The sequence below is a fragment of the Streptomyces sp. JN8 genome (assembly GCF_055808075.1).
Map to the genome: position 1 here is coordinate 2,022,384 of NZ_CM147852.1, position 26,064 is coordinate 2,048,447.

Sequence of the window (26,064 nt, forward strand, 5' to 3'; positions counted from 1 at the left end):
GGTGGGTCAGTCCTTCTCCCAGCCGGAGTGGAGGCGGGACTTCACGTCGTCCGGAGGCAGGAACCGGGACCAGCGCTCGGGGAACTCGGACGGCATGTCGGGGTCGTCCTCGTCGACGTCCTCGGCCTCCGCGCGCACCCGGGCGACGAGTTCCGCCGCCTGGACGGCGCGGGCCCGCTCGTTGGCCTCGCGGGCCGCCGCGGTGGCGACCGAGGGCCAGACGCGGTCGATGGCGGCGTTCACCGCGGCGCCGACGAGGACGGCGAAGGCCGAGATGCCGATCCAGAGGAGGACGGCGATGGGGGCCGCGAGGGAGCCGTAGATCGTCGGTCCCTCGACCTGGCTGGTCAGGTAGATGCGGAGCAGGAAGCTGCCGAGGACCCACATCCCGAGGGCCACGAGGGCGCCCGGGATGTCCTCGATCCAGGGCGATCTGACGGGCACGGACACGTGGTAGAGCGTGGTGAGGAAGGCGATGGAGAGCAGGATGACGGCCGGCCAGTAGAGCACCGAGACGACCTCGGTGCCCCAGGGGACGAGTTCGACGACCCGGTCGGGGCCGACGACCGCGAGGGGCAGCACCACCGCGCCGATCAGCAGGGCCACGAGGTAGAGCAGGAAGGCCAGGAGGCGGGTCTTCACGATCCCGCGGTGGCCGTCGAGCCCGTACATGACGGTGATGGTGTCGATGAAGACGTTCACGGCGCGCGAGCCGGACCAGAGGGCGATGGCGAAGCCGAGGGAGATCAGGTCGGGCCGCTTGCCCTGGGTCACGTCGTCGAGGATGGGCTTGGCGATGTCCTCCACGCCCCGGTCGGAGAGGACCGTTCCGGCGGCGCGGAGGATGTTCTCCTGGATGCTCGCCACGGTGTCCGTATTGGTCCAGTCGTCGGCGTAGCCGAGGAGGGCGATCAGGCCGAGGAGCAGCGGCGGCAGCGACAGCAGGGTGAAGAAGGCGGCTTCGGCGGCGAGGCCGAGGATCCGGTACTCGATGCACGAGTTGACGGTGTCCTTCAGGAGCAGCCAGGCCATCTTCCGCTTCGAGACGTTGCGGTAGAGGACGCGCGCGCGGTGGAGCCTGCTCCAGGGCCGCCGCTCGGGCCGTTCGGGTGTTTCGCTTGCTGCCTGCACCTGCTTACCGTATCGGCATGGCACCGCGCTCCCACACCGTGACCAACCAGCCTCCGCCCCTGGTCGGGTACGACGTCTTCACGACCGATCCCGTCCTGACGGAGGCGGTGGAACGGCACCTGGCGCCGGACCTCCGCGCGGAGGTCCGGGAGGACCTCGTCGTGCTGGGCCGGGCGGCGGGGTCGGCACAGGTCCGGGAGTGGGGGGAGCTGGCGAACGCGAACCCGCCGCGGCTGCGGACCCACGACCGGTACGGCCGCCGGATCGACGAGGTCGCGTTCGATCCGGCCTGGCACCGGCTCCTCGGCAAGTCGGTGGGGGCCGGGCTGACGGACGCGTGGGGCCGGCCGGGCGGCCATGTGCGGCGGGCGGCCGGGTTCCTGGTGGTGTCGCAGGCGGAGGCCGGGCACGGCTGCCCCGTGTCGATGACGCACGCGTCCGTGCCCGCGCTGCGCGCCGAGCCGGAGCTGGCCGAGGTGTGGGTGCCGGCGGCGACCTCGCACGTGTACGAGCGGGAGCTCCGCCCGGTGGCGGAGAAGCCCGGCGCGCTGCTCGGGATGGCCATGACGGAGAAGCAGGGCGGCAGCGACGTCCGGGCGAACACGACGGAGGCGCGGCCGCTGGCCGCCGACGGCGAGTACGTCCTGACGGGGCACAAGTGGTTCTGCTCGGCGCCGATGTCGGACGCCTTCCTGGTCCTCGCGCAGGCTCCGGCGGGGCTCACCTGCTTCCTGGTGCCCCGGGTGCTCGCGGACGGTTCGCGGAACGCCTTCGCGCTGCAGCGGCTGAAGGACAAGCTGGGCAACCGTTCGAACGCCTCCGCCGAGGTGGAGTTCGACGGGACGACCTGGGCGCGCCGCGTGGGCGAGGAGGGGCGCGGGCTCACCACGATCATGGGCATGGTCGCGGCGACCCGGGTGGACTGCGTCCTCGGCTCGGCCGCGCTGATGCGGCAGGCGGTCGCGCAGGCCGTGCACCACTGCACGTACCGCGAGGCCTTCGGCGGGCCGCTGGCCGACAAGCCGCTGATGCGGAACGTGCTCGCGGACCTCGCCCTGGAGTCGGAGGCGGCCACGGTCCTGGGCATGCGTCTCGCGGCCGCCTACGACGCGGCCGACGCGGGCGGCGACCACGCCGAGCGGGAGCGGGCCCTGCTGCGCATCACCGTTCCGGCCGCGAAGTACTGGGTCGCGAAGCGGTGCACGCCGATGGTGGCGGAGGCGCTGGAGTGCCTGGGCGGCAACGGCTACGTGGAGGAGTCCGGGATGCCCCGGCTGCTGCGGGACTCGCCGCTCAACTCGGTCTGGGAGGGCTCGGGGAACGTGCAGGCGCTGGACGTGGTCCGGGCGCTGCGGACGGAGCCCGCCGCCCTGGACGCGTTCCTGCGGGAGGTCGGGGCGGCGCGGGGCGCGGACCACCGGCTCGACCGGGCGATCCGGGGGCTGCTCGTCGAACTGGCGGACCTGGACGGGATCGAGGCGCGGGCGCGGCGGCTCGCGGAGCGCCTCGCGCTGGTCCTCCAGGGGTCCCTGCTGGTGCGGTGGGCGCCGCCGGAGGTCGCCGACGCGTTCTGCGCGGCGCGGCTGGGCGGGGGCGGGGGCGGGGTGTTCGGGACGCTGCCGCACACGCTGGACCTGCGGGCCCTGGTGGAGCGGGCGCGCGTGGAGGTCTGAGACGGCGCGGGCGGCGCGGCGGCGGGGGCGGCGCGGGCGGCACAGCGGCGGGGGCGGCAGCGCGGCGCGGGAAGTCTGCCGCGCGCGCCAGGGGTGGACCCGTGAGGGTCGGCGCGCGCGGAAAAGCGGGGGTGGTGCTGCGCCGACACGGCACCACCCGCCGCTCGCACCAGCTTCACCCGGGGGGCCGGTCGCCGACCAGAGTTGCAAAGGGTTGCAGGATTACCCGAACCGGGCCTCGCGGGGCGGTTCCGAACGGCACGATGGGCACCGACACTCCGGACATCTGCCCCGTGCAGAACCGATACAGCACCCCGGGTGGCTGGGAGAGACCGATGAAGAACACGCAGCTCGACATGAAGCGGCTCGCCGCCATGGACGCCGCCCGGGCCACCCGGCTGCTCCACCGGGTCCGCGAGGAGACGCTCGCCGGGCGGACGCCCCCGATCGCGCCCCGCCCGGTGATCGACGCGTCGTGGCAGCGGATGGCCCGGCTGGGGCTCGACCCCGACCAGGGCACGAGCACGGTGCTCCTGCCGCCGGACGAGCTGGAGGAGCGGCGCCGGAGCACGCTCCTCTCCGAGGTGATGCAGACGCTGAGCGGCGGCCTCGCCGGCATCGCCGACACCTCGCTCCAGATCATGATCGTCACCGACGAGTACGGCCGGGTGCTGTGGCGGCAGGGGAACCCGGCGGTGATGCGGCAGGCGAACGGCATCTGCCTGGAGGAGGGGGCGTCCTGGGCCGAGCGCACCACCGGGACGAACGCGGTCGGCACGGCCCTCGCCATGGGCCGCGCGGTACAGGTGCACTCCGCCGAGCACTACGTCCAGGCGCTCCACAACTGGACCTGCGCCGCCGCGCCGGTGCACGACCCGCGCGACCGGCGGCTGCTCGGCATCCTGGACGTCAGCGGTCCCGCGTCCACCTTCCATCCGGCGATGCTGGCCCTGGTCGGTTCGGTGGCCCAGCTCGCCGAGGCGGAGATGCGGGAGCGGCACCACCGCTCGGTCGAACGGCTGCGGGCGGTGGCCGCGCCGATCCTGTGCCGGGTGGGCGGCCGGGCCGTCGCGGTGGACAGCCACGGCTGGACGGCGGCGGTGACGGGGCTCGCGCCGGTGGACCGGATCGCGCTGCCGAAGTCGTTCCGGTCGGGCCGGATGTGGCTGCCCTCGCTCGGGGTGTGCGCGGTGGAACCGCTGCCCGGCGGCTGGCTGCTGCGGGTCGAGGAGGGGACGCCGGCGGAGGAGCCGGGCGCGGCGGCGGCGAGCCGGGTGGTGCTCGACCTGAGCAGACCGCGCCGGTGGACGGTGTCCGTCTCGGGGGCCGCGGGCAGCTGGCAGCAGGAGCTCAGCCCCCGGCACGCGGAGCTCCTCTACGTCCTGGCGCTGCACCGGGACGGCCGGACGGCGGCGGAGCTGGCGGACGACGTCTTCGGCGACCGCACGCGGACGGTGACGGTGCGGGCGGAGATGTCCCGGGTGCGCCGGAACCTCGCGGGGGTCCTCGCGCACCGCCCGTACCGCTTCAGCGAGGAGGTCGCGGTGGAGGTGCTCCGCCCGGAGCGCCCCGCGGACCTGCTGCCCCACTCCCTGGCGCCCGCGGTGCGGGGCCCGGGCGGAGGCGGCTGAGCCGCCGCTCGGAGGTCCCGCACGACCGCGCCGGCCCTCCGCTGTCCAGCATGCGGACAGCACCGGCGGGGGCGGGCTCCGGCCCCGCCCCCCCCGGTCGCCGCGCCGGACGGGGCCGTGATGCGATGAGCCCATGCGCATCACTCTCACCACCTGGTCCCTCGAACAGACCTCGCCGTCCGATCTCCGCCCCTCCCCCGCCCCGGAGGGCGACGACATCACGGTCGCGCGGGCCGCGGTCCCGTCGCCGGAGTACAGCCGCTTCCTCTACACGGCGGTCGGCGGCGACATCCGCTGGAACGACCGGCTGTCGCTCACGTACAAGCAGTGGCAGGAGATCGTCGACAAGCCGGGCGCCGAGATCTGGGTGGCGTACGACAAGGGGACGCCCGCCGGGTACGTGGAGCTGGACCCGCAGGACGACGGCGTGGTGGAGATCGTCTACTTCGGCCTGATCCCGGCCTTCCGGGGGCGCCGGATCGGCGGCCACCTCCTCTCCTACGGGGCGGCGCGGGCCTGGGACCTGGCCGACCGCTGGCCGGGGCGGGAGACCACGCGGCGCGTCTGGCTGCACACCTGCTCGCTGGACGGCCCGCACGCGATGGCGAACTACGAGCGCCGCGGCTTCCGGCTCTTCGACACCAAGGTGGAGGAGGTCGAGGAGAGCGAGACCCCGGGTCCCTGGCCGGGCGCCCACGCCTGACGGCCGGGACGCGGCATCCGGTGCGTCACCGGACGCGTCACGGGACGCATGGCGCCGAGGAGCGGCGAAGGGGCCCTGATCAGGGCCCCTTCTGCGTGACCCAGACCACACTGTCTCGACAAGCGAGACGACTATGTCCGCATTCTGGACGATGCTGGACTGGGTCCAAAGTCCCGTGACACGCTTCCGTCATGTCTGGAACTGGAATTGCCTTGGTGAGTCGGCGGCACGTCGACCTAGGCCGCATGTCCAGCGCCATCTGTCCGGCGCGCTGAGAGAACCAGCACCGCCGCGATCACTTTTCAGCACGACTCTGCCCCACCCTGCTGCGCACTGACGCGCCACCCTCCGACCTGAGCGCCAGTGTGCAGGTCAGAGCCGCCCTCTCGCAGTCCCGAAGGACAAGACGCCATGGCCGCCACCCCGGAAAACCCCACTCCCGCCGCCGCACGCCGCAAGACCGGGCGCCACCGTGGCGAGGGTCAGTGGGCCGTGGGGCACTTCACCCCGCTGAACGGCAATGAGCAGTTCAAGAAGGACGACGACGGTCTCAATGTTCGGACACGTATTGAGACGGTCTACTCGAAGCGCGGATTCGACTCCATCGACCCCAACGACCTGCGCGGACGCATGCGCTGGTGGGGCCTCTACACCCAGCGCAAGCAGGGTCTGGACGGCACCAAGACGGGCGTCCTGGAGCCGGAGGAGCTGGACGACGAGTACTTCATGCTCCGCGTCCGCATCGACGGCGGCCGGCTGACGACCGAGCAGCTCCGCGTGATCGGCGAGATCTCCGAGGAGTTCGCCCGGGGCACCGCCGACATCACCGACCGGCAGAACGTCCAGTACCACTGGATCCGCATCGAGGACGTCCCCGAGATCTGGAACCGCCTGGAGGCGGTCGGCCTGTCCACCACCGAGGCCTGCGGCGACACCCCGCGTGTCATCCTCGGCTCCCCGGTGGCCGGCATCGCGGCCGACGAGATCATCGACGGCACCCCCGCCATCGACGAGATCTACCGCCGCATCGTCGGCAACAAGGACTTCTCCAACCTGCCCCGCAAGTTCAAGTCCGCGATCTCCGGCTCGCCGCAGCTCGACGTGGCGCACGAGATCAACGACATCGCCTTCGTCGGCGTGGACCACCCGGAGCACGGCCCCGGCTTCGACGTCTGGGTCGGCGGCGGCCTCTCCACCAACCCCAAGCTGGGCGTCCGCCTCGGCACCTGGGTCTCCCTCGACGAGGTCCCGGACATCTACGAGGGCGTCATCTCGATCTTCCGCGACTACGGCTACCGCCGGCTGCGCAACCGCGCCCGCCTGAAGTTCCTCGTCGCCGACTGGGGCCCGGAGAAGTTCCGCCAGGTCCTGGAGGACGAGTACCTGCGGCGCAAGCTGACCGACGGCCCCGCTCCCGAGCAGCCCGCCGGCCAGTGGCGCGACCACATGGGCGTGCACCGGCAGAAGGACGGCCGGTTCTACATCGGCTTCGCCCCGCGCGTCGGCCGGGTCGACGGCGCCACGCTCACCAAGATCGCGGGCCTGGCCGAGCAGCACGGCTCCGGCCGGCTGCGCACCACCGCGGACCAGAAGATGATCCTCCTCGACGTCGAGGAGGCCCAGCTCGACTCGGCGGTCGCCGCGCTGGAGGCCCTCGACCTGCGGGTGAACCCCACGCCGTTCCGGCGCGGCACCATGGCCTGCACCGGCATCGAGTTCTGCAAGCTCGCGATCGTCGAGACCAAGGCCCGCGGAGCCTCGCTCATCGACGAACTGGAGCGCCGCGTCCCGGACTTCGACGAGCCGCTGACGATCAACATCAACGGCTGCCCGAACGCCTGCGCCCGCATCCAGGTCGCGGACATCGGCCTCAAGGGCCAGCTGGTCCTGGACGACGAGGGCAACCGCGTCGAGGGCTACCAGGTGCACCTCGGCGGCGCGCTCGGCCTGGAGGCCGGCTTCGGCCGCAAGGTCCGCGGCCTCAAGGTCACCGCGGCCGAGCTCCCCGACTACGTGGAGCGCGTCCTCAAGCGCTTCCAGGCGGAGCGCGAGACCGGCGAGCGCTTCGCCACCTGGGCCGCCCGCGCCTCCGAGGAGGCACTGTCGTGAGCGAGCGTGCCGCCCCCTTCCACTGCCCCTACTGCGGCGACGAGGACCTGCGTCCCCACGAGCAGGGCCACGGCGCCTGGGAATGCGCCGCGTGCAGCCGAGCCTTCCAGTTGAAGTTCCTGGGGCTGCTCGCCCCCGGGACTTCGGGTCGTACCCCTGGAGGGAAAGAGATATGACGCTCACTCAGCACGCCACCGCGGCCGACCTCAAGGCACTCGCCGAGCAGGCCGGCCGCGATCTGGAGGACGCCTCCGCGGTGGAGATCCTCCGCTGGGCCGTCGACACCTTCGGCGACCGCTTCTGCGTCACCTCCTCCATGGAGGACGCGGTCGTCGCCCACCTCGCCTCGCGGGTCCGGCCCGGCGTCGACGTCGTCTTCCTCGACACCGGCTACCACTTCGAGGAGACCATCGGCACCCGTGACGCCGTGGACGCCGTCATGGACGTCAACGTCATCACCCTGACCCCGCGTCAGACCGTGGCCGAGCAGGACGCCGAGTACGGCCCGAAGCTGCACGACCGCGACCCCGACCTGTGCTGCGCGCTGCGCAAGGTCAAGCCCCTGGAGGACGGCCTCACCGGCTACGCCGCCTGGGCCACCGGCCTGCGCCGCGACGAGTCCCCCACCCGGGCGAACACCCCGGTCGTCGGCTGGGACGAGAAGCGCCGGAAGGTCAAGGTCTCCCCCATCGCACGCTGGACGCAGGACGACGTCGACGCGTACGTCGCGGAGCACGGCGTCCTCACCAACCCGCTCCTGATGGACGGCTACGCCTCCGTCGGCTGCGCCCCCTGCACCCGCCGCGTCCTGGAGGGCGAGGACGCCCGCGCCGGACGCTGGGCGGGCCGCGGCAAGACCGAATGCGGGCTGCACGGATGACGGACACTCAGGAAGTTCAGGAGAAGCACGTGACGGGTGCCACCATCTGGCTCACCGGCCTGCCGAGCGCCGGCAAGACCACCATCGCGTACGAGCTGGCCGGCCGGCTCCGCGAGGAGGGCCACCGGGTCGAGGTGCTCGACGGCGACGAGATCCGCGAGTTCCTCTCCGCGGGCCTCGGCTTCAGCCGCGAGGACCGGCACACCAACGTGCAGCGGATCGGGTTCGTCGCGGAGCTGCTCGCCTCCAACGGCGTGAAGGCCCTCGTGCCCGTCATCGCCCCGTACGAGGACAGCCGCGAGGCGGTCCGCAAGCGCCACGCCGCCGAAGGCACCCCCTACGTCGAGGTCCACGTCGCCACCCCCGTCGACGTCTGCTCCGTGCGCGACGTGAAGGGCCTCTACGCCAAGCAGGCCGCGGGCGAGATCAGCGGCCTCACCGGCGTCGACGACCCGTACGACGAGCCGCGCGACCCGGATCTCCGGATCGAGTCCCACACCCAGACCGTGCAGGAGTCCGCGGCGCAGCTCCACGCGCTGCTCACCGAGAGGGGTCTGCTGTGACCACCGTCGCCCATGTCCACGACAGCACCGACAACCCGTTCGCGCTGTCGCACCTGGACTCCCTGGAGTCCGAGGCCGTCCACATCTTCCGTGAGGTGGCGGGCGAGTTCGAGCGGCCGGTGATCCTCTTCTCCGGCGGCAAGGACTCCATCGTCATGCTGCACCTGGCGCTGAAGGCCTTCGCCCCCGCGGCGATCCCCTTCACGCTGCTGCACGTCGACACCGGGCACAACTTCCCGGAGGTCCTGGAGTACCGCGACCGCACCGTCGCCGAGCACGGACTGCGGCTGCGCGTCGCGTCCGTGCAGGAGTACATCGACGCCGGCCGGCTCCGCGAGCGCCCCGACGGCACCCGCAACCCGCTGCAGACCGTGCCGCTCACCGAGGCGATCCAGCAGCACCGTTTCGACGCCGTGTTCGGCGGCGGGCGCCGCGACGAGGAGAAGGCCCGCGCCAAGGAGCGCGTGTTCTCGCTCCGCGACGAGTTCTCGCAGTGGGACCCGCGCCGCCAGCGCCCCGAGCTCTGGCAGCTCTACAACGGCCGGCACGCCCCCGGCGAGCACGTCCGCGTCTTCCCGCTGTCCAACTGGACCGAGCTGGACGTCTGGCAGTACATCCAGCGCGAGCGGATCGAGCTCCCGGCGATCTACTTCGCGCACGAGCGCGAGGTCTTCGCCCGCAACGGGATGTGGCTGACGGCCGGCGACTGGGGCGGCCCGAAGGAGTCCGAGACCACGGAGACGCGGCTGATCCGCTACCGCACCGTCGGCGACATGTCCTGCACCGGCGCCGTCGACTCCGACGCCACCACGCTGGACGCCGTCATCGCCGAGATCGCCGCCTCCCGGCTCACCGAGCGGGGCGCCACCCGCGCCGACGACAAGATGTCCGAGGCCGCGATGGAAGACCGCAAGCGCGAAGGGTACTTCTAATGAGCACGTCCACCGAGCAGCTGACCGAGCAGCTGGCGGCCACCACCCTGCTGCGCTTCGCCACCGCCGGCTCCGTCGACGACGGCAAGTCCACCCTGGTGGGCCGGCTCCTGCACGACTCCAAGTCGGTCCTGGCCGACCAGCTGGAGGCCGTCGAGCACGCCTCGCGCTCCCGCGGCCAGGAGGCGCCCGACCTGGCGCTCCTCACCGACGGGCTGCGGGCCGAGCGCGAGCAGGGCATCACCATCGACGTGGCCTACCGCTACTTCGCCACGCCCCGCCGCCGCTTCATCCTCGCCGACACCCCCGGGCACGTGCAGTACACCCGGAACATGGTGACCGGCGCCTCCACCGCCGAGCTGGCCGTGGTCCTCGTCGACGCCCGCAACGGCGTCGTCGAGCAGACCCGCCGGCACGCCGCCGTCGCCGCCCTCCTCCGCGTCCCGCACGTGGTCCTGGCCGTGAACAAGATGGACCTGGTCGACTACCGGGAGCCCGTCTTCGCCGCGATCGCCGAGGAGTTCACCACGTACGCCTCCGAGCTCGGCGTCCCGGAGATCACCGCCATCCCGATCTCCGCGCTGGCCGGCGACAACGTCGTGGAGCCCTCCGCGAACATGGACTGGTACGGCGGCCCGACGGTCCTGGAGCACCTGGAGACCGTCCCGGTCAGCCACGACCTGACGGCCTGCCACGCGCGGTTCCCGGTGCAGTACGTGATCCGGCCGCAGACCGCCGAGCACCCCGACTACCGGGGCTACGCGGGCCAGATCGCCGCCGGCGCCTTCCGGGTGGGCGAGGAGATCACCGTCCTGCCCTCGGGGAAGACCTCCACGATCACCGGCATCGACGCGCTGGGCGAGTCCGTGGACATCGCCTGGGCACCGCAGTCGGTCACCATCCGGCTCGCCGACGACATCGACATCTCGCGCGGCGACCTGCTCGCGCCGAGCGGTGACGCCCCGGCGACCACGCAGGACATCGAGGCGACCGTCTGCCACGTGGCGGACCGGGCGCTCGCCGTCGGCCAGCGGGTGCTGCTCAAGCACACCACCCGCACGGTCAAGGCGATCGTCAAGGAGATCCCCTCGCGGCTGACCCTGGACGACCTCTCGCAGCACCCGACCCCGGGGCAGCTGGTCGCCAACGACATCGGCCGGGTCGTGGTGCGCACCGCCGAGCCGCTCGCGCTCGACACGTACGCCGACTCGCGCCGCACCGGTTCGTTCCTGCTGATCGACCCGGCGGACGGCACCACGCTCGCGGCGGGCATGGCGGGCGACTCCTTCGCCACCGCCAAGGCCGTCGTGGTCGACGGAAGCGGCGACGGCGCCGAGGACAAGGACGAGGAAGGGTGGGACTTCTGACATGAACGAGAACGTCTACGCCACCTTCGCGAAGGAAGGCGGCCGGGTGGGCTCCGGCGCCCTCGGCGCGGGCATGGGAGGCGTCGCGCGATGTGCGTGCTGACCTCGACGCGCCGCCCGTGCGGCGCGACCCCGCTCCACCCGCTCCACCCCGAACGACATAGACGCAGACTTCGAAAACGCTGAATCGAGGGGAACACCTCCCGTGCCTGCCACCACCCGTACCACCCTGCGCCGCGGCCTCGCCGCCGCCGCCGCTCTGCCGCTGCTGATCGGCGCGCTCGCCTCCTGCGGCTACGGCTCCGACGCGAAGAACGACGAGAAGAAGGTGGCAGCCGAGGGCAAGAAGCTCTCCGCCGACACCGTACGGCTCGGGTACTTCCCCAACCTCACGCACGCGACCGCGCTGATCGGCGTCAAGGACGGCCTGATCCAGAAGGAGCTGGGCGGCACCGAGCTCAAGCCGCAGACCTTCAACGCCGGCCCGTCCGAGATCGAGGCGCTCAACGGCGGCTCGCTCGACATCGGCTTCATCGGCCCGTCGCCGTCCATCAACGCGTACGTCAAGTCCAAGGGCAAGAACCTGCGGATCATCTCCGGCTCCGCCTCCGGCGGCGTCAAGCTGGTCGTGAACCCGGACAAGATCAAGACGCTGGACGACCTCAAGGGCAAGCGGATCGCCACCCCCCAGAAGGGGAACACGCAGGACGTCGCGCTCCTCAACTGGATCGCGGAGAAGGGCTGGAAGGTCGACCCGGAGTCCGGCAAGGGTGACGTCTCCGTCGTCCGCACGGACAACAAGGTGACCCCGGACGCCTTCAAGTCCGGCTCCATCGACGGCGCCTGGGTGCCCGAGCCGACCGCCTCCAAGCTCGTCTCCCAGGGCGGCAAGGTCCTCCTCGACGAGACCACCCTGTGGCCCGGGAAGAAGTTCGTGATCACGAACATCATCGTGTCGCAGAAGTTCCTCACGGAGCACCCGGACGTGGTCGAGGCCGTGCTGACGGGCACGGTGAAGACCAACGAGTGGATCAACGCCAACCCGGACAAGGCCAAGGCGTCCGCCAACGCGGCGCTGAAGTCCCTCGGCGGGAAGGCCCTGGACGCCAAGGTCATCGACCCGGCGTGGCCGAGCATCGCGATCACCGACGACCCGCTGGCCGCGACGCTGAAGACCCAGTCCGAGTGGGCGGTCAAGGCTCAGCTGATCAAGCAGCCCGACCTGGCCGGCATCTACGACCTCACGCTCCTCAACAAGGTGCTGAAGGCCGCCGGCAAGCCCGAGGTCTCCGACGCCGGTCTCGGCGTCAAGTAACCGCCGAGCCGACGAACCAGACCGCGAATCCGTAACCCCAGGAGGTGACGACCATGGCCACGACGTTCGCCAAGGCTGCCGAGGGCACCGTAGCGGAGCAGACGCACGCCGCCCGGATCGAGCACGTCTCGAAGTCCTTCTCCGGCCCGGCCGGTACCCAGCTCGTCCTGGACGACGTCACCCTCGACGTCGCGCCCGGCGAGTTCGTCACCATCCTGGGGGCATCGGGGTGCGGCAAGTCCACCCTGCTGAACCTGGTCGCGGGGCTCGACCGGCCGACCCAGGGGTCCATCGAGACCCCGGGCGGCCGGCCGGCCCTGATGTTCCAGGAGCACGCCCTGTTCCCGTGGCTGACCGCGGGCAAGAACATCGAACTGGCCCTGCGGCTGCGCGGGGTGCCCAAGGCGGACCGCAGGCCGGAGGCCGAGCGGCTGCTCGAACTGGTCCGGCTCGGCGGCGCGTACGGCAAGCGGGTCCACGAGCTGTCCGGCGGCATGCGGCAGCGCGTGGCCCTCGCCCGGGCGCTCGCCCAGGACAGCCAGCTGCTGCTGATGGACGAGCCGTTCGCGGCCCTGGACGCCATCACCCGTGACGTGCTGCACGGCGAACTCACCCGGATCTGGGAGGAGACCAACCTCTCGGTCCTGTTCGTCACCCACAACGTGCGCGAGGCCGTGCGGCTCGCCCAGCGGGTCGTGCTGCTCTCCTCCCGTCCCGGCCGGGTCGCGAAGGAGTGGAGCGTGGGCATCCCGCAGCCGCGCCGCATCGAGGACGCGGACGTGGCCGAGCTGTCCCTTGAGATCACTGAACACCTGCGTGGGGAGATCCGCCGCCATGGCCAGCACTGACACCGCAGCGACGGTCAAGAAGGACGACCTCGCCGGTCTGGAGGCCGGTCTCGACGCCCTGGACGCGGTCGAGATCCGCCGCACCCCGGTCCGGGAGGTCCTGCTCCGGAAGGTCTTCCCGCCCACCCTCGCCGTCGTCCTCGTCCTCGCCGTCTGGCAGATCCTCGTCTCGGCGAAGATCACCGACGAGACGAAGCTGCCCGCGCCGTCCGCGGTGTGGGACGGCCTGACCGAGATGTGGCTGCAGGGCACCCTCCTCGAGGTCGTCTGGACCAGCGTGTCCCGCGGTCTGGCCGGCTTCCTGCTGGCCCTGGCCATCGGCACCCCGCTGGGCCTCCTGGTGGCCCGGGTGAAGTTCGTCCGCGCCGCGATCGGGCCGATCCTGTCGGGTCTGCAGTCGCTGCCCTCGGTGGCGTGGGTGCCGCCGGCCGTGCTCTGGTTCGGCCTGAACGACGCGATGATGTTCACGGTGATCCTGCTGGGCGCCGTCCCGTCCATCGCCAACGGCCTGGTGTCCGGCGTGGACCAGGTCCCGCCGCTCTTCCTGCGGGCCGGCCGCACCATGGGCGCCACCGGTCTGCGGGGCACCTGGCACGTGACGCTGCCCGCCGCGCTCCCCGGCTACCTGGCCGGGCTCAAGCAGGGCTGGGCGTTCTCCTGGCGCTCGCTGATGGCCGCCGAGATCATCGCCTCCTCCCCCGACCTCGGCCTCGGTCTCGGTCAGTTGCTGGAGAACGGCCGGAACAACATCGACCTGCCCGGCGTGTTCCTGGCGATCCTGCTGATCCTGGTCGTCGGCATCGCCATCGACCTGCTGATCTTCAGCCCGCTGGAGCGCTGGGTGCTCCGCAGCCGCGGTCTGCTGGTGAAGTGAGCCGATCCCCCGTGAACCGACCCGTCCTCCTCGTGATCGCCCACGGCAGCCGCGACCCGCGGCACGCCGCGACCGTCCAGGCGCTGGTGCGCCGGGCCGCCGCGCTGCGGCCGGGGGCGCGCGTGGAGACGGCGTTCCTGGACTTCAACCTGCCGTCGGTGCCGGGGGTCCTCGACCGGCTCGCCGCCGAGGGCGTCCGGGACGTGGTGGCGCTGCCGCTGCTGCTGACCCGGGCGTTCCACGCGAAGTCCGACATCCCCGCCGTACTGCGGCAGGCGCCGCCCTCGCTGCGGATCCGCCAGGCGGAGGTGCTCGGGCCCTCGCCGCTGCTCGTCGAAGCGGTGGAACGGCGGCTGTACGAGGCCGGGCTCGCGCCCGGCGACAAGAGCGCGACCGGGGTCGTCCTGGCCTCGGCGGGCTCCACAGACCCGGAGGCGATCGCGGTGATCGCAGAAACGGCGCGGGAGCTGCGGCGCACCGGTTGGTGCTCCGTGCGGCCCGCGTTCGCCTCCGCATCCCTTCCGCGCACGGAGGACGCCGTGCGCGCCCTGCGCGCGGAGCCGGGCGTCCGGCGCGTGGCCGTCGCCCCGTACGTGATCGCCCCCGGCCGGCTCCCGGACCGCATCGCGGCGGGCGCGACGGAGGCGGACGTCCTCGCGGATGTCCTGGGGCCCTCCCCGGAGTTGGCCCGGCTCCTGCTGGAGCGCTACGACGCCGCGCACGCGCCGCGGGTCGCCGTGGCCCACTCGGCCTGATCGGCGGGGCACCCCACGGGGGTCTGTCTGTCGGACGATTCGGCCGGTCGACGGATGCGACGAACCTCATGGGGGGAACCGTGCATCCTTCGCCCCCTTTCGAGCGTCTTCTGTGCACCGGGTCTTTTGCGGCCCGGACGACATCGGTTCCTACCAAGGGCAGAAGACTTTGATCACTTCGACACTCGGCGTGCGCAGAGCCGTGACCGTGACGGTCACGGCCTCGGCCGTGCTGGCCGGCGGCCTCTTCACCGGTCAGGCGTACGCCGCGCCGCCCACCCCGTCGATCACCGCCCAGGGCGGCTTCGTGATGAACAACGGGACGGGCGCGACGCTGTTCGGGAAGGCCGCCGACACGCGCCGGTCGACCGGCTCGACCACGAAGATCATGACCGCGAAGGTGGTGCTGGCCCAGCGCGGCCTGAACCTCGACGCCAAGGTCACCGTCCAGAAGGCCTACAGCGACTACATCGTCTCCAAGAACGCCTCGTCCGCGCGGCTCATCGTCGGGGACAAGGTGACGGTCCGGCAGCTCCTCTACGGCCTGATGCTGCCGTCGGGCTGCGACGCGGCCTACGCGCTGGCCGACAAGTTCGGCACCGGCACGACGCGGGAGGCGCGGATCAAGTCGTTCATCGGGAAGATGAACACCGAGGCGAGGAACCTCGGGATGCGCAATACCCACTTCGACTCGTTCGACGGAATAAGCAATGGGAGCAACTACTCCACGCCCCGCGACCTGACGAAGCTCGCGAGCAGTGCGATGAAGAACTCCACCTTCCGCACCGTGGTCAAGACCAAGTCCACGAAGCAGAAGGTGACCACGAAGACCGGCGGGTACCGGTACATGTCGTGGACCAACACGAACAAGCTCCTGAGCACGTACAGCGGTGCGATCGGTGTGAAGACCGGCTCGGGCCCGCAGGCCAAGTACTGCCTGGTGTTCGCGGCGACCCGCGGCAGCAAGACGGTCATCGGCGCGGTGCTCGCCTCGTCGAGCGAGGCGAACCGGGCGACCGACGTCAAGAAGCTGCTGGACTACGGCTTCGCCAGGTAGGCGACCGGTCGGACGGACCGGCCGTCGAACCGCCGGTCCTCCCGGGCCCGTCTCCCGCTCGTCGGGAGGCGGGCCCTTCGCGTGCGCGCCCGGCCGGCGGGCTGGGCTCAGGAGAAGTCGAGGCCGCCCGTGCGGGTCCGCTTCAGCTCGAAGAGGTCGGGGTGGCCGGCCAGGACCCGGAAGGCGTCGAAGAGTTCGGCCGCGCGCTCGCCGCGCGGGACGGCCCGCAGGACCGGGCCGAACCAGACGGTGCCGTCGACGTGGAGGGTGGGGGTGCCGACGTACGCGTCGGCGTCGGGGTCCTTGCCGGCGTCGTGGCTGCGGCGGACGGCCTCGTCGTGGGCCGAGTCGTGGGCGGCAGCGGCGAGTCCGGCGGGGAGGCCCAGTTCGGCCAGCGCCTCGGCGACGACGGCGTCGAAGTCCTCCCGCTTCTGCTCGTGGATGCGGGTTCCGTACGCGGTGTAGAGCGGGCGCAGGATCTGCTCGCCGTGCTGTGCGGCGGCGGCCGCCGCGACTCTGACGGGTCCGACCGAGGCGTCGACGAGGGTGCGGTACCAGTCGGGCAGGGTGTTGCCCTCGTTGTGGAGGGAGAGGCTCATGATCCGGAAGCGGAGGTCGATGTCCCGCTCGCGCTCGACCTCCAGGATCCACCGGGAGGTGATCCAGGCGAAGGGGCAGGCGGGGTCGAAGTAGAAGTCGACGGCGGGGCGGGGGGCGGCGCGGGGCTGGAACCGGTCCTGCGGCTGGATCTCGGTGGTCGTCATGGAACGAATCTAGCCAGCCATTGGCCTGTCCCCCTGGTCCAATCGGGCGCCTTCCCCCTGGGCCATTCCGTCAGTCTCCCCGGGTCATCTCCACCAGCTTGACCACCGTGTTCCAGTTCCGGGCCGTGACGACGAGGCCCTGGACGGTCTTCGCCCGCGTCAGGGCGTCGGCCAGCTTGGACCGGCCCAGGCCTTCGGGGACGTACAGGTAGACGACCCGGTCGCCGAGGGCGAAGTCCTCGGGCGCGAACGCCTCCCGGTCGATCGCCGCGAAGCGCTCGGGGTCGGCCGGCCCGGAGAGGTAGAGGGCGTGGAGCTGCTTGCCCTCCAGCTCCGCCGCCGGGAAGGGGCAGTCCTCGGCCACCGAGGCCAGGTAGTCGGCGTCGCGGACGAGGCAGTCGACGCGGAAGCCGAAGTGGTCCTCGACGGCCTGCTCGATCGCGCCGGTGAGCGCGTCCCGGTCGGCTCCGGCGCCGGTGGTGAAGACGGCGTTGCCGCTCTGCAGGTAGGTGCGGACGTCCTGGTGCCCGAGGCCTTCCAGGACGGAACGGAGCTCCGGCATGGGGACCTTGCGGTGGCCGCTGACGTTGATGCCGCGGAGCAGGAGGGCGTAGTTCTGCGTCATGGGTTCAGAGTAGGGCGGGCCACCGCGCCTCGTGGGGGGCGGCACGGTGGCCGGTTCGACCCTGTCCGATCAGGGGGAGCCGCGAGAAGACCCTTCACCCATCTGTGACTTATTCAACAAACTTTCGTAATGCCGAAACCTCTGCGACCCCCTCATTTGCGCTGATAGCGGGCGAGCACCCGATTGCCGTCCTCCACCAGGCGCCGGGCGAGCTCGGCACCGTCGATGGCCCCGCTGTAGTACTCCTGGAAGGCGGGGGTCGCGACCTTGTCCTTCCACTCGGGGTATCCGCGCACCGACTGCGCGGGGGCCGGCCGCAGCCGTTCGGCGAGCGCGGCCCCGGTCGCCCAGCCGTCCCGGTCCGTGCGGAGCGAGGGGTCGGCGAGCGCGGTCGTGCCGGTGGGCAGCATCCAGTCGCCGCGCGCGAGCCGCACCGTGTTCTCCGGGCGGAGGAGGAAGTCGAGGAACGCGGCCGCCTCCTTCTTGTGCGGGCTGTCCTCGGCGATGGACAGGGTCTGCGGGGAGACGCCCTGGGTGAGGCCCGCGTCGCCTGCGGGGGCGGGCAGGACCGTCCACGCGAATCCCTCGGGGGCCTGCTGGGCGATCTGCTGCCGGTAGGCGAAGCCGAGCGGGACCATGGCGTACTTCCCGGCGAAGAAGCCGGGGAGCGTGTCGGAGCCGCCGCTGCCGAGCGTGGTGCGCGGGGCGGTGCCGTCGGTGACGACCTGGTCGTGGATGGTGCCGGGGACGACGGCGTCGGCCTCGGTGAAGCGGACGGTCACCCGGCCGTCGGCCGCCCGGTGGAAGAGCTGCCCGCCGGCGGAGAGTCCCAGGTTGAGGCTGACGGAGACGGGCTCCTTGAGCGGCCACGCGACGGCGTGGCGGCCGGGTCCCATGGTGCGGGTGAGGTCCTGGGTGATCCGGCGGAACTCGGTCCAGGTCCAGGGTTCCGCCGGGGTCGGGAGGCGGACGCCGGAGTCTTCGAGGATCTTCCGGTTGGCGATGATCACCCGTGGTTCCTGGAGGAACGGCACGCCGTAGACCCCCTCGCCGAAGGTGGTGGTCTCCCAGCCGCGGGCGGGGATGTCGGCGCGGAGCCGCTCGGACAGCAGGGGGCGCAGGTCCGCGAGGTCGCCGCCGTAGGCGAAGTCCGCGAGGTCGTCGGAGGCGTCGTGGATGATGTCGGGCGCCTCCCCGCCCTCGAAGGAGGTCAGGAGCTGGTCGTGGACGGAGTCCCAGCTGCCCTGGACGTATTCGATCTGCACGTCGGGGTGGGCGGCGTTCCACTCGCGCACCAGCTCCCGGTTGGCGTCGACGGACTCCTTCTGCCAGGCGAGCGACTGGAAGCGGAGCCGTACGACCCCGTCCCGGGAGGTGTCGTCGCCGGCGGTGCAGCCGGTGAGGAGCAGGGCGAGGGCGGCGGTGAGGGCGAGGGTCCGTCGCCTCATGACTTCACCGCCCCGGCCAGGGTCCCGCCGGTGATCCGCCGCTGGAGGAGGGCGAAGACGACGAGGGAGGGCAGGGTGGCGAGGAAGGCCGCGGCCGCGAGCGGCCCGAGGTCGGCGACGCCCTCGGCGCCGAGGAAGTGGGTGAGGACGACCGGCAGGGTCTGCTTCTCGGGGGTCTTGAGCAGGACGAGCGCGAAGAAGAACTCGTTCCACGCGGTGACGAAGGCGAAGAGGGCGGTGGCGACGACACCGGGGGCGAGCAGCGGGGCGGTGACCGAGACCAGGGTCCGGAGCCGGCCCGCCCCGTCGACCGCGGCGGCCTCCTCCAGTTCGGCGGGAACGGCCCGGACGTACCCGGTCAGCATCCACAGGGCGAAGGGCAGCGACCAGACCACGTAGACCAGGACGAGGCCGACGACGCTGTTCACCAGGTGCAGGTGCTTCAGGATCAGGAAGAGGGGGATGATCACGAGGACGAACGGGAACGCCTGGCTGATCACCACCCAGCCGGTCGCGGCCGAGGAGAGCCGGCCCCGGTGGCGGGCCGTCGCGTAGGCGAGCGGGGTCGCGACGGCCACCGCGGTGACGGCGGCGGCGACCGCGGCGACCAGGCTGTTCCCGGCGGCCCCGAGCAGCGGCTGCTCGTCGAAGGCCTGCCGGAAGTTGCCGAGCGTCGGGTCCTTAGGGATCCAGGTGGGGTGCAGCGAGGCGAGCTCGGGGGCGGGCTTGAAGGCGGTGGAGACCAGCCAGAGGAAGGGGAAGGCGAGGAAGACCAGATACGCGAGGAGGGCCGCGTACTGGCCGACCCGCGCGGCTCGGCTCGTCCGGAAGGCGCTCACCGGTCCTGGTCCCCTTTCAGCCGTCGTACGAGGGAGAGCGCGACGAGCACCGAGACGGCGGCGACCATCACGCAGCCCATCGCGGCGGCGTAGCCGAACTGCCCGTAGCGGAAGGCCTCTTCGTAGGCGAAGAGCATGGGGAGCCGGGTGCGGCCGCCCGGTCCGCCGTTGGTCAGCACGTAGACCAGGGCGAAGGAGTTGAAGTTCCAGATGAGGTTGAGGGCCGTGATGGCGAGGGCGACCGGTCGGAGCGCGGGCCAGGTGACGGAGCGGAAGCGGCGCCAGGCACCGGCTCCGTCGAGGGCGGCGGCCTCGTGGAGCTCCCGCGGGGTGTTCTGGAGACCGGCGAGGAGGGCGACGGTGGTCTGCGGCATGCCCGCCCAGACGCCGACGACGATCACGGCGGGGAGGGCGGTGGCGAGTCCGGAGAGCCAGTCGCGGCCGTCGCCGAGACCGAGGTTCCGGACGGTCTCGTTGAGGATGCCGGCGTCGGGGTTGTAGACGAGGCGCCACATGATGCCGACGACGACCTCCGGCATGGCCCAGGGGACGATGGCCAGGGCCCGGGCGAGCCAGCGGAGGCGGAGCTTCTGGTCGAGCAGGAGCGCGAGGCCGAGGGCGAGCAGGAACTGGGGGACGGTGACCCCGACGGCCCAGACCGCGCCGATGCGGAACGAGTCCCAGAAGAGCGTGTCGTGCAGCAGGTCCTGGAAGTTGAGCGTGCCGACCCAGCCGGTGGCCGCGGTGCGGCCCGACTGGGCGTCCGTGAAGGCGAGTGCGATGCCGTAGAGCAGGGGGCCGACGCTGAGGACCAGGATCGGGAGCAGGGCCGGGAGCACCAGGAACCAGGCGCCGAAGTCGGGGCCGCGCGGGCGTCCGTCGCGGCCGGCGCGCGGGGGGCGCGTCCGGCCGGGCCGCTTCGTCGCGGTCAGCGAGCTCACCGATCCGACCCCCGTCCGCCCGCCCCCGGCGGCCGCCGGGAACCCCGCCATGGTCCTGACGGTCCCCGGGACCGTCAAGGCGATCTGCGCGGTGAGCTGCGTGGATGGGAGACTTTGGCGCAATCACACGGGTCGCCGTCGGACGGACCGCGGCCGTACGGGTACGGGAGAGGTCGATGGACGAGGCGCGGGCGCGGGAGATCCTGGCCGCTGCGGGGCTGCCGGTCGCGGAGGCGCGGCTGCTGGCCCTGGGGGAGAACGCGGTCTTCGCCGTGGGTGGTCTCGCCGTGAAGGTGGGCCGGGACGCGGAGCTGTTCGAGCGGGCGGAGCGGGAGGTGGCGCTGGCCGGTTGGCTGGCCGAGGCGGAGGTCCCGGCGGTGCGGGCCGCCGAGGAGAAGCCGCTGCTGGTGGAGGGGCACCCGGTCACCTTCTGGCACCGGCTGCCCGACGCCGTGCGGCCGGCGGAACCGCGCGATCTGGCGCCGCTGCTCCGGCGGATCCACGCGCTGCCGGAGCCGGCCGGCTTCACGCTGCCGCGCCGTGAGCTGCTGGGCGGGGTGGAGCGGTGGCTGCGGCTCGCTGGGGACGCGATCGACCCGGCGGACGCGGCCTTCCTCCGGGAGCGGCGGGACGCGTTCGCCCCGGCGGCGGCCGCGCTGACGCCGCGTCTGGCGCCGGGCCCGATCCACGGCGACGCCCTCCCCCGGAACGTGCACGTGGGCCCCGACGGCCCGGTCCTGGTGGACCTGGAGACCTTCTCCTCGGATCTGCGCGAGCACGATCTGGTGGTGCTCGCCCTCTCCCGGGACCGGTACGGCCTGGACCCGGCCGCCTACGAGGCCTTCACCGAGGCGTACGGCTGGGACGTGCGGGAGTGGGAGGGGTGCGCGGTGCTGCGCGGGGCGCGGGAGACCGCGAGCTGTGCGTGGGTGGCGCAGCACGCGCCGGCGAACCCGAAGGCGCTGGCCGAGTTCGAGCGGCGGGTGGCCTCGCTGCGGGACGGTGATCCCGAGGTCCGCTGGTACCCGTTCTGACGTGCCGGGCCCGGCGAGCCGGGGCGGGCGGGTCGGGGACGGCTAGCCGGCCACGGCGACGGCGTCGCGCAGGGGCCAGGTGGAGTCGACGACCGCCTCCTCGTCCCCCTTGCGGCGCAAGAAGGCCTGGAAGTTCTCGGCCCAGGCGCGGTACCAGCCGATCTGGCGCTCGTGGAGCTCGGCCGGGTCCAGTTCGGCGACCTGGCGGTGCCGCTCGGCTATCGCGACGGCGACCCGGACGGCGGCGAGCGCGTCGGCGGCGGCCTGGTGGGCGGCTTCGAGCACCACTCCGTACTCCCCGCAGACCGCTTCCAGGTTCCGCTTGCCGCGCCGGTAGCGGTCGACGGCGCGGTCGATGGTGTACGGGTCGACGACGGGCCCGATGGGGACGCCGCCGAGGCGCTCGCTGAGCGAGGGCAGTCCGTGCCGGCGCAGTTCGGCGGAGAGCAGCGTGAGGTCGAAGGAGGCGTTGTACGCGACGACCGGGACGCCGTCCTCCCAGTAGGCGGCGAGGGCGGTCGCGATCTCGTCGGCGACCTCGCGCGCCGGGCGGCCCTCGGCGGCCGCGCGCTCGGTGCTGATGCCGTGGATCGCGGAGGCCTGCTCCGGGATGCGGATGCCCGGGTCGGCGAGCCAGTCCCGCCGGCGTGTGACGTGTCCCCCGCCGTCGACCTCGATGATCGAGGCCGTCACGATCCGCGCCTCCAGCGGTTCGGTGCCGGTCGTCTCCAGGTCGAAGCCGACCAGCGTCTCGCCGTGCCAAGCCATCGGGTCCTCCTTACGTGATCTCCCCCGTGGTGCTGACCACCCTCGCACGCACCACTGACAACGCCTTCCGCCTCCCCCGTCGACGGGTCAGGAAACAGGCCGGGAATCAAGCCAGACGGACTCGAACTCCTCCCGGTATGTCTCGAAAAGTCCGTGATCGCCGTCACGGATGCCCTGGCCCTGGCGCACCACGTTCCGCCCGCCGCCGCGCAGGACGAGGACCGGCGCCTCCATGCCCCGGGCCCGGCGCAGGTAGGACTGCACGACCCCGACCCCGTCCGGCCCGTCGCCGTCCACCAGGTAGGCGGTGAAGCGGGGCGTCTCGTCGAAGACGTGGATCTGGAAGGCCCCCGGGTCGCGGAGCTTCGAGCGGACCCGCCGCATGTGCAGGATGTTCATCTCGACCGAGCGGCTCAGCTCGCCCTTCTTCAAGCCGAGTTCCCGCTCGCGCCGCTTGACCGCGCTGCTCGCCGGGTTGAGGAAGAGGAGCCGGGTGCGGCAGCCGGACTCGGCGAGCCGCACCATGCGGCGCCCGGAGAAGTTCTGCACGAGCAGGTTCAGGCCTATGCCGGTGGCGTCGAGGCGCCGCGCCCCGCCGAAGAGGTCCTCGGCGGGCAGCTGGCGCTGGAGCCTGACCCGGTCGGGGTGGACGGAGACCACGTCCGCGTACCGGTCCCCGACGAGGTCCTCGACCGCGTCGACGGGCAGCCGGTCGGCGGAGGGCACCCCGGCGCCGCCGCCGAGGATCTCCAGGATGCGGGCCGAGGCCCGTTCGGACTGGGCGAGGACGGTCAGCGAGAGGGCCCGGTTGCGGGAGACCACGTTCCGCGTGACCTCCAGCTCGTCCAGGGCGAGCTCCACCTCCCGCCGGTCGTCGAAGTACGGCTCGAAGCAGGGCCAGTGCTGCACCATCAGCTCGCGCAGCTGCGGCAGCGTGAGGAAGCTGAGGACGTTGTCGTCGGCCGGGTCCAGGAGGTAGCCCTTGCGGCGCGACACCTCGCGCACGGCGACCGCCCGCTGGACCCACTCCTGGCCCGCCGGGCCCGCCGCGGCGACCACCCAGTCCTCGCCGTGCACGGGCTCGTACACGGGCCGCAGGACGGCGGCGACGACGGCGCGCAGCCGCTGCTCGACGAGGTTGAGCCAGATGTAGGCCCGTCCGGCGCGCTGGGCGCGGGTGCGGACCTCGCTCCAGGCCTCGGCGTCCCAGTCGAGTTCCGCCCCTATCTCCACCGGCCGGGCCACGGTGACCGTGCCGGGCGGCACGGCTCCCGGCGGCGCGACCGCGCCGGACGGGGCCTCGGCGGGGCCGGCGGGACCCTTCTCCTGACCCGGATCCCCTGGGGGCAGCTCCAGACCTCCCGAGCTCACCCGCGCACCGCCTTCTGCTCCTGGACGCCCGTGTCGACCGGTCCGACAACGATCAAGGAAGGGTACTCCGCGAGCGGGAGGCGGTGCAGCAGGATCGTCAGGCTGCTTCCTCAACTCCCCAGATCGGGTTGTCCGTTCTGGGAGGCGAGTTCGGACGGAGTGAGCGGATTCATAGCGGTTACGTCCCTGGGGGCGAGCTGGAAGCCCTGCCAGTGCACCGGCATGGGCTGCTGGTCCTCGTCCCGGGCGACGTGGTGGAACCCGATGTTGACCCAGACGGACGGCTTGGTCAGGGTCTCGCCGTTCACCCACTTGTCCACGCTGTCCCCGGCGTTGGGCGCGCAGCCGCCGATGTTGTTGCTGGCGAACTTCTCGCAGGCGCGGGCCTGGGTGAAGTACACGTCGTGCTTGGTGAAGCCGCGCCCCGCGTGGGTGTCGGTGTGACCGGGCACGATCTCGTAGGAGCGGGCGTGTCCGTCGGCGTTCTTGCCGGTGCCGCTGACCACCCGCCACCAGCGCATGTTCTTCGCGTCGCCGGCGAGTTCCCTGGTGACCTGGGTGCGCACGGTCTTCACGGTCGGTCCGCCGCCGCCCGGGGCGGGCGCGGTGACGGTGGAGTCGAACTGCTCGATCCGGTCCCTGGTGGAGCCGTCGAGGCCGAAGTCGAGCTTCCAGAAGACGTTGTGGGCGTGGCTGGTGGCGTAGGAGCGGGAGCCCTTGCCGATGGGCCAGCCGCGGCCGTCGGTGGCGTTGTAGTCGACGGGCGAGAGGCTGCCGGTGGCACCGACGTTGGCCCCGATGGTGCCGTCGGCGGAGAAGCGCCATTCGGAAATGTACTCGTACCAGCCGACCTTGTTCACGGTGTAGACGAGGAGGTCCTTGGCCTGGGCCTGGTAGACCCTGCCGCCGCTGTCGCTGGCCATGCGGTAGGCGTGGCCGCGCGCCCGGGTGGTGGTGCACAGGCCGGTGATCCCGCCGACCTCGGGCACCTTGACGGTGGTGAGGGTGCCGCCGGGGCACTCGGCGGGCTTGAGGTTCTGCAGGCCCCAGCCGAAGCCGGCGCCGGTGAGGTCGTCGTACTCCGCGCCGCCGTCGTCGTAGGGCACGTGGATCTGGGCGAGCCGGGCGCTGGCGAGGACCTTGATCGGGGCGGCCGCGCCGGGCGGCTGGTACGTCACCTTGTCGAGGGTGAGCCCGGCGTCGGTGTCGTAGCGCCAGCACATGCGCCAGGTGGCGCCGCCGTCGAGCTTCTGCGTGATGCGGTAGGCGTCGGAGCAGTCGCCCTCGGGGGTGACGGGGGTGCGGGTCGGGGACGGCGGCGGCACCGCGGGGGTGCGCGTCGGGCCGGGGGCCGGGGCGGCGGTGGCCCCGGTCGCGGGGGCGGTGGCGGCGGTCGCGGTGCCGAGCAGGACGGCCGCGGCCAGGACGGCGCCCCGGGTCCGGGCGCGCCGGCCGCGCGCGGCGGTCGGGCTGAGCGGGGTGGGCATGGGGACGTACTCCCTCGTACGGAGGTCGGCCCGCCGTCCGCGGGGGCGCGGCGGGAGAGGACCGGCGGCGGTGGTCAGCCGACGCGGGTGACGGTCCTCGCGGAGAGGTCGACGATCAGGTCGCGGGTGTCGATCCAGGCCCCGTTGAGGACCTTGGTGACGAGCCGTACGCACCGGTGCTCGCCGCAACGGCTCAGCCGGGCGGGCACGTTCGCCTCGCGGTAGGGCCGGTAGACGTCGCCGTTGAACCACAGTTGGGCGGTGGAAGCGAGCTCCTTGCCGGTGGCGTCCCGGTAGTCCTCCCGGACGCCCTGGCCGAGCGGGCTCGCGAGGATCAGTTCGAGGGCCTCGCGCAGCTCCTCGGGGTGGGCGGAGGGCTGGACCCCGCGCTGCGCGGCCGACTTCTCGACCGTGCCCGTGGCGAGGTTGACGGTCCGGGTGACGAGTTCGTCGCGTCCGTAGTCGTAGAAGCGGACCTCGGCGCGGCGCGTCCCGTCGCCCGGGAGAGGATCGGCGAGGCCGGTGCCCAGGTGCTGGGGTCCCCTGCCGCCCTCGACGTCGCGCAGGGCGGACGCGCCCGGCGGGGTCAGCGCCAGCGCCTCGGCGCGGGCGAGCTCGTCGTCGGTGAGCGGATCGCTGCCCACGCCCTTCTCCCCCTCGGCGGCGGCGGGGGCCACCGTCGCCGGCGGCACGGCGCCCCGCGCCTGCCCCCCGGCTCCGGCCTCGGCCGCCGCGGCGCCCGCCGCTCCGGCTCCCGCCGCCCCGCCGTCCGCCGCGCCGCCGCGCGCGGTGGTCCCGGTCGGCCCGGGCGCGCCCTGGCCGACGGAGACGCCCGGCAGACCGACCGCCACCGCGACGGCGGTTCCCGTCACCGCCATGGCCGCCCCGGCCACCACCTTCCCCAGGTGGCGGCGTGCTATTTCGTACACACTTCCCCCTCATTCCCCCT

Annotated in this window: 26 protein-coding genes; 16 read left to right on the plus strand and 10 right to left on the minus strand. The window is 72.6% G+C overall.

All coding sequences use genetic code 11. The features are described 5' to 3' along the window. Nucleotides 1-6: 6 nt before the first annotated feature. On the minus strand, nt 7-1,131 hold the full coding sequence (locus tag ACY0MR_RS08755) for a YihY/virulence factor BrkB family protein (RefSeq protein ID WP_388802910.1): 1,125 nt from the start codon (nt 1,129-1,131) through the stop codon (nt 7-9). A 17-nt stretch (nt 1,132-1,148) separates the two neighbouring features. On the opposite strand from ACY0MR_RS08755, the gene ACY0MR_RS08760 reads away from it, so the two are divergent. The 15 genes from ACY0MR_RS08760 to ACY0MR_RS08830 all read left to right on the plus strand — a co-directional run bounded on the left by ACY0MR_RS08760 (nt 1,149) and on the right by ACY0MR_RS08830 (nt 15,838). After that, nucleotides 1,149-2,804 carry an acyl-CoA dehydrogenase family protein gene (locus ACY0MR_RS08760; protein WP_473560134.1) on the plus strand — a complete coding sequence of 552 codons (1,656 nt, stop codon included), beginning with the start codon at nt 1,149-1,151 and terminating at the stop codon, nt 2,802-2,804. 335 nt (nt 2,805-3,139) lie between these two features. Continuing rightward, nucleotides 3,140-4,435: a helix-turn-helix domain-containing protein gene (locus tag ACY0MR_RS08765; protein ID WP_388802916.1), complete on the plus strand. Its 1,296-nt coding sequence runs from the start codon at nt 3,140-3,142 to the stop codon at nt 4,433-4,435. Nucleotides 4,436-4,568: 133 nt separating this feature from the next. Further along, on the plus strand, nt 4,569-5,138 hold the full coding sequence (locus tag ACY0MR_RS08770) for a GNAT family N-acetyltransferase (protein WP_388802919.1): 570 nt from the start codon (nt 4,569-4,571) through the stop codon (nt 5,136-5,138). 191 nt (nt 5,139-5,329) lie between these two features. Then, a complete protein-coding gene (locus ACY0MR_RS08775) occupies nt 5,330-5,413 on the plus strand; it encodes a putative leader peptide (RefSeq protein ID WP_310591794.1) in 84 nt (27 codons plus the stop codon). 136 nt (nt 5,414-5,549) lie between these two features. Next, nucleotides 5,550-7,247: a nitrite/sulfite reductase gene (locus ACY0MR_RS08780; RefSeq protein ID WP_388802922.1), complete on the plus strand. Its 1,698-nt coding sequence runs from the start codon at nt 5,550-5,552 to the stop codon at nt 7,245-7,247. Beyond that, nucleotides 7,244-7,423, plus strand: a complete 180-nt coding sequence (locus tag ACY0MR_RS08785) for a hypothetical protein (protein WP_361853461.1) — start codon at nt 7,244-7,246, stop codon at nt 7,421-7,423. Before ACY0MR_RS08780 ends, ACY0MR_RS08785 begins: the two co-directional genes overlap by 4 nt. Next, complete coding sequence (locus ACY0MR_RS08790) at nt 7,420-8,127, plus strand: phosphoadenylyl-sulfate reductase (protein ID WP_361853458.1); 708 nt, start codon at nt 7,420-7,422, stop codon at nt 8,125-8,127. Before ACY0MR_RS08785 ends, ACY0MR_RS08790 begins: the two co-directional genes overlap by 4 nt. Nucleotides 8,128-8,156: 29 nt before the next feature. Continuing rightward, nucleotides 8,157-8,690: an adenylyl-sulfate kinase gene (gene cysC / locus ACY0MR_RS08795; RefSeq protein ID WP_388802928.1), complete on the plus strand. Its 534-nt coding sequence runs from the start codon at nt 8,157-8,159 to the stop codon at nt 8,688-8,690. Further along, nucleotides 8,687-9,622 carry a sulfate adenylyltransferase subunit CysD gene (gene cysD, locus ACY0MR_RS08800; protein WP_404082183.1) on the plus strand — a complete coding sequence of 312 codons (936 nt, stop codon included), beginning with the start codon at nt 8,687-8,689 and terminating at the stop codon, nt 9,620-9,622. The genes cysC and cysD overlap by 4 nt, the downstream gene beginning before the upstream one ends. Further along, a complete protein-coding gene (locus ACY0MR_RS08805; protein WP_404082180.1) occupies nt 9,622-10,989 on the plus strand; it encodes a sulfate adenylyltransferase subunit 1 in 1,368 nt (455 codons plus the stop codon). The genes cysD and ACY0MR_RS08805 overlap by 1 nt, the downstream gene beginning before the upstream one ends. A gap of 205 nt (nt 10,990-11,194) precedes the next feature. Then, nucleotides 11,195-12,304, plus strand: a complete 1,110-nt coding sequence (locus ACY0MR_RS08810; protein WP_388802933.1) for an aliphatic sulfonate ABC transporter substrate-binding protein — start codon at nt 11,195-11,197, stop codon at nt 12,302-12,304. Nucleotides 12,305-12,357: 53 nt separating this feature from the next. After that, complete coding sequence (locus ACY0MR_RS08815) at nt 12,358-13,152, plus strand: ABC transporter ATP-binding protein (RefSeq protein ID WP_473560138.1); 795 nt, start codon at nt 12,358-12,360, stop codon at nt 13,150-13,152. Next, nucleotides 13,139-14,026 (plus strand): ABC transporter permease, encoded by an 888-nt coding sequence (locus tag ACY0MR_RS08820; protein WP_388802939.1) that lies wholly within the window; start codon nt 13,139-13,141, stop codon nt 14,024-14,026. Before ACY0MR_RS08815 ends, ACY0MR_RS08820 begins: the two co-directional genes overlap by 14 nt. Before the next feature lie 11 nt (nt 14,027-14,037). Further along, the gene (locus ACY0MR_RS08825) at nt 14,038-14,781 is read left to right on the plus strand and encodes a sirohydrochlorin chelatase (protein WP_404082171.1); all 744 of its coding nucleotides are present in this window, start codon (nt 14,038-14,040) and stop codon (nt 14,779-14,781) included. Nucleotides 14,782-14,971: 190 nt separating this feature from the next. After that, entirely contained in the window at nt 14,972-15,838 is an 867-nt protein-coding gene (locus ACY0MR_RS08830; protein WP_388802945.1) for a D-alanyl-D-alanine carboxypeptidase family protein, read from the plus strand. A 107-nt stretch (nt 15,839-15,945) separates the two neighbouring features. Here ACY0MR_RS08830 and ACY0MR_RS08835 read toward each other — a convergent pair whose 3' ends face one another. The 5 genes from ACY0MR_RS08835 to ACY0MR_RS08855 all read right to left on the minus strand — a co-directional run bounded on the left by ACY0MR_RS08835 (nt 15,946) and on the right by ACY0MR_RS08855 (nt 20,506). Beyond that, nucleotides 15,946-16,602 (minus strand): mycothiol-dependent nitroreductase Rv2466c family protein, encoded by a 657-nt coding sequence (locus tag ACY0MR_RS08835; RefSeq protein WP_473560141.1) that lies wholly within the window; start codon nt 16,600-16,602, stop codon nt 15,946-15,948. 70 nt (nt 16,603-16,672) lie between these two features. After that, nucleotides 16,673-17,227 carry a DUF1697 domain-containing protein gene (locus ACY0MR_RS08840; protein ID WP_473560143.1) on the minus strand — a complete coding sequence of 185 codons (555 nt, stop codon included), beginning with the start codon at nt 17,225-17,227 and terminating at the stop codon, nt 16,673-16,675. Nucleotides 17,228-17,379: 152 nt separating this feature from the next. Continuing rightward, complete coding sequence (locus ACY0MR_RS08845; RefSeq protein ID WP_392864838.1) at nt 17,380-18,675, minus strand: ABC transporter substrate-binding protein; 1,296 nt, start codon at nt 18,673-18,675, stop codon at nt 17,380-17,382. Further along, nucleotides 18,672-19,514, minus strand: coding sequence for a carbohydrate ABC transporter permease (locus ACY0MR_RS08850; RefSeq protein ID WP_392864840.1), 843 nt, complete (start codon nt 19,512-19,514; stop codon nt 18,672-18,674). Before ACY0MR_RS08850 ends, ACY0MR_RS08845 begins: the two co-directional genes overlap by 4 nt. Further along, the gene (locus ACY0MR_RS08855; RefSeq protein WP_473560145.1) at nt 19,511-20,506 is read right to left on the minus strand and encodes a carbohydrate ABC transporter permease; all 996 of its coding nucleotides are present in this window, start codon (nt 20,504-20,506) and stop codon (nt 19,511-19,513) included. Before ACY0MR_RS08855 ends, ACY0MR_RS08850 begins: the two co-directional genes overlap by 4 nt. A gap of 125 nt (nt 20,507-20,631) precedes the next feature. On the opposite strand from ACY0MR_RS08855, the gene ACY0MR_RS08860 reads away from it, so the two are divergent. Next, nucleotides 20,632-21,489, plus strand: coding sequence for a phosphotransferase enzyme family protein (locus ACY0MR_RS08860; RefSeq protein WP_473560147.1), 858 nt, complete (start codon nt 20,632-20,634; stop codon nt 21,487-21,489). Between the two features lie 42 nt (nt 21,490-21,531). On the opposite strand, the gene ACY0MR_RS08865 is transcribed toward ACY0MR_RS08860, so the two are convergent. From ACY0MR_RS08865 to ACY0MR_RS08880, 4 genes are all read right to left on the minus strand, one after another. Further along, nucleotides 21,532-22,257, minus strand: coding sequence for a 3'-5' exonuclease (locus ACY0MR_RS08865; RefSeq protein WP_388802963.1), 726 nt, complete (start codon nt 22,255-22,257; stop codon nt 21,532-21,534). 87 nt (nt 22,258-22,344) lie between these two features. Further along, nucleotides 22,345-23,628: an SAV2148 family HEPN domain-containing protein gene (locus tag ACY0MR_RS08870; RefSeq protein ID WP_473560150.1), complete on the minus strand. Its 1,284-nt coding sequence runs from the start codon at nt 23,626-23,628 to the stop codon at nt 22,345-22,347. A gap of 110 nt (nt 23,629-23,738) precedes the next feature. After that, nucleotides 23,739-25,115: a copper amine oxidase gene (locus ACY0MR_RS08875; protein ID WP_392864845.1), complete on the minus strand. Its 1,377-nt coding sequence runs from the start codon at nt 25,113-25,115 to the stop codon at nt 23,739-23,741. Nucleotides 25,116-25,189: 74 nt separating this feature from the next. Continuing rightward, the gene (locus tag ACY0MR_RS08880; protein WP_473560152.1) at nt 25,190-26,044 is read right to left on the minus strand and encodes a Tat pathway signal sequence domain protein; all 855 of its coding nucleotides are present in this window, start codon (nt 26,042-26,044) and stop codon (nt 25,190-25,192) included. Nucleotides 26,045-26,064: the final 20 nt, after the last annotated feature.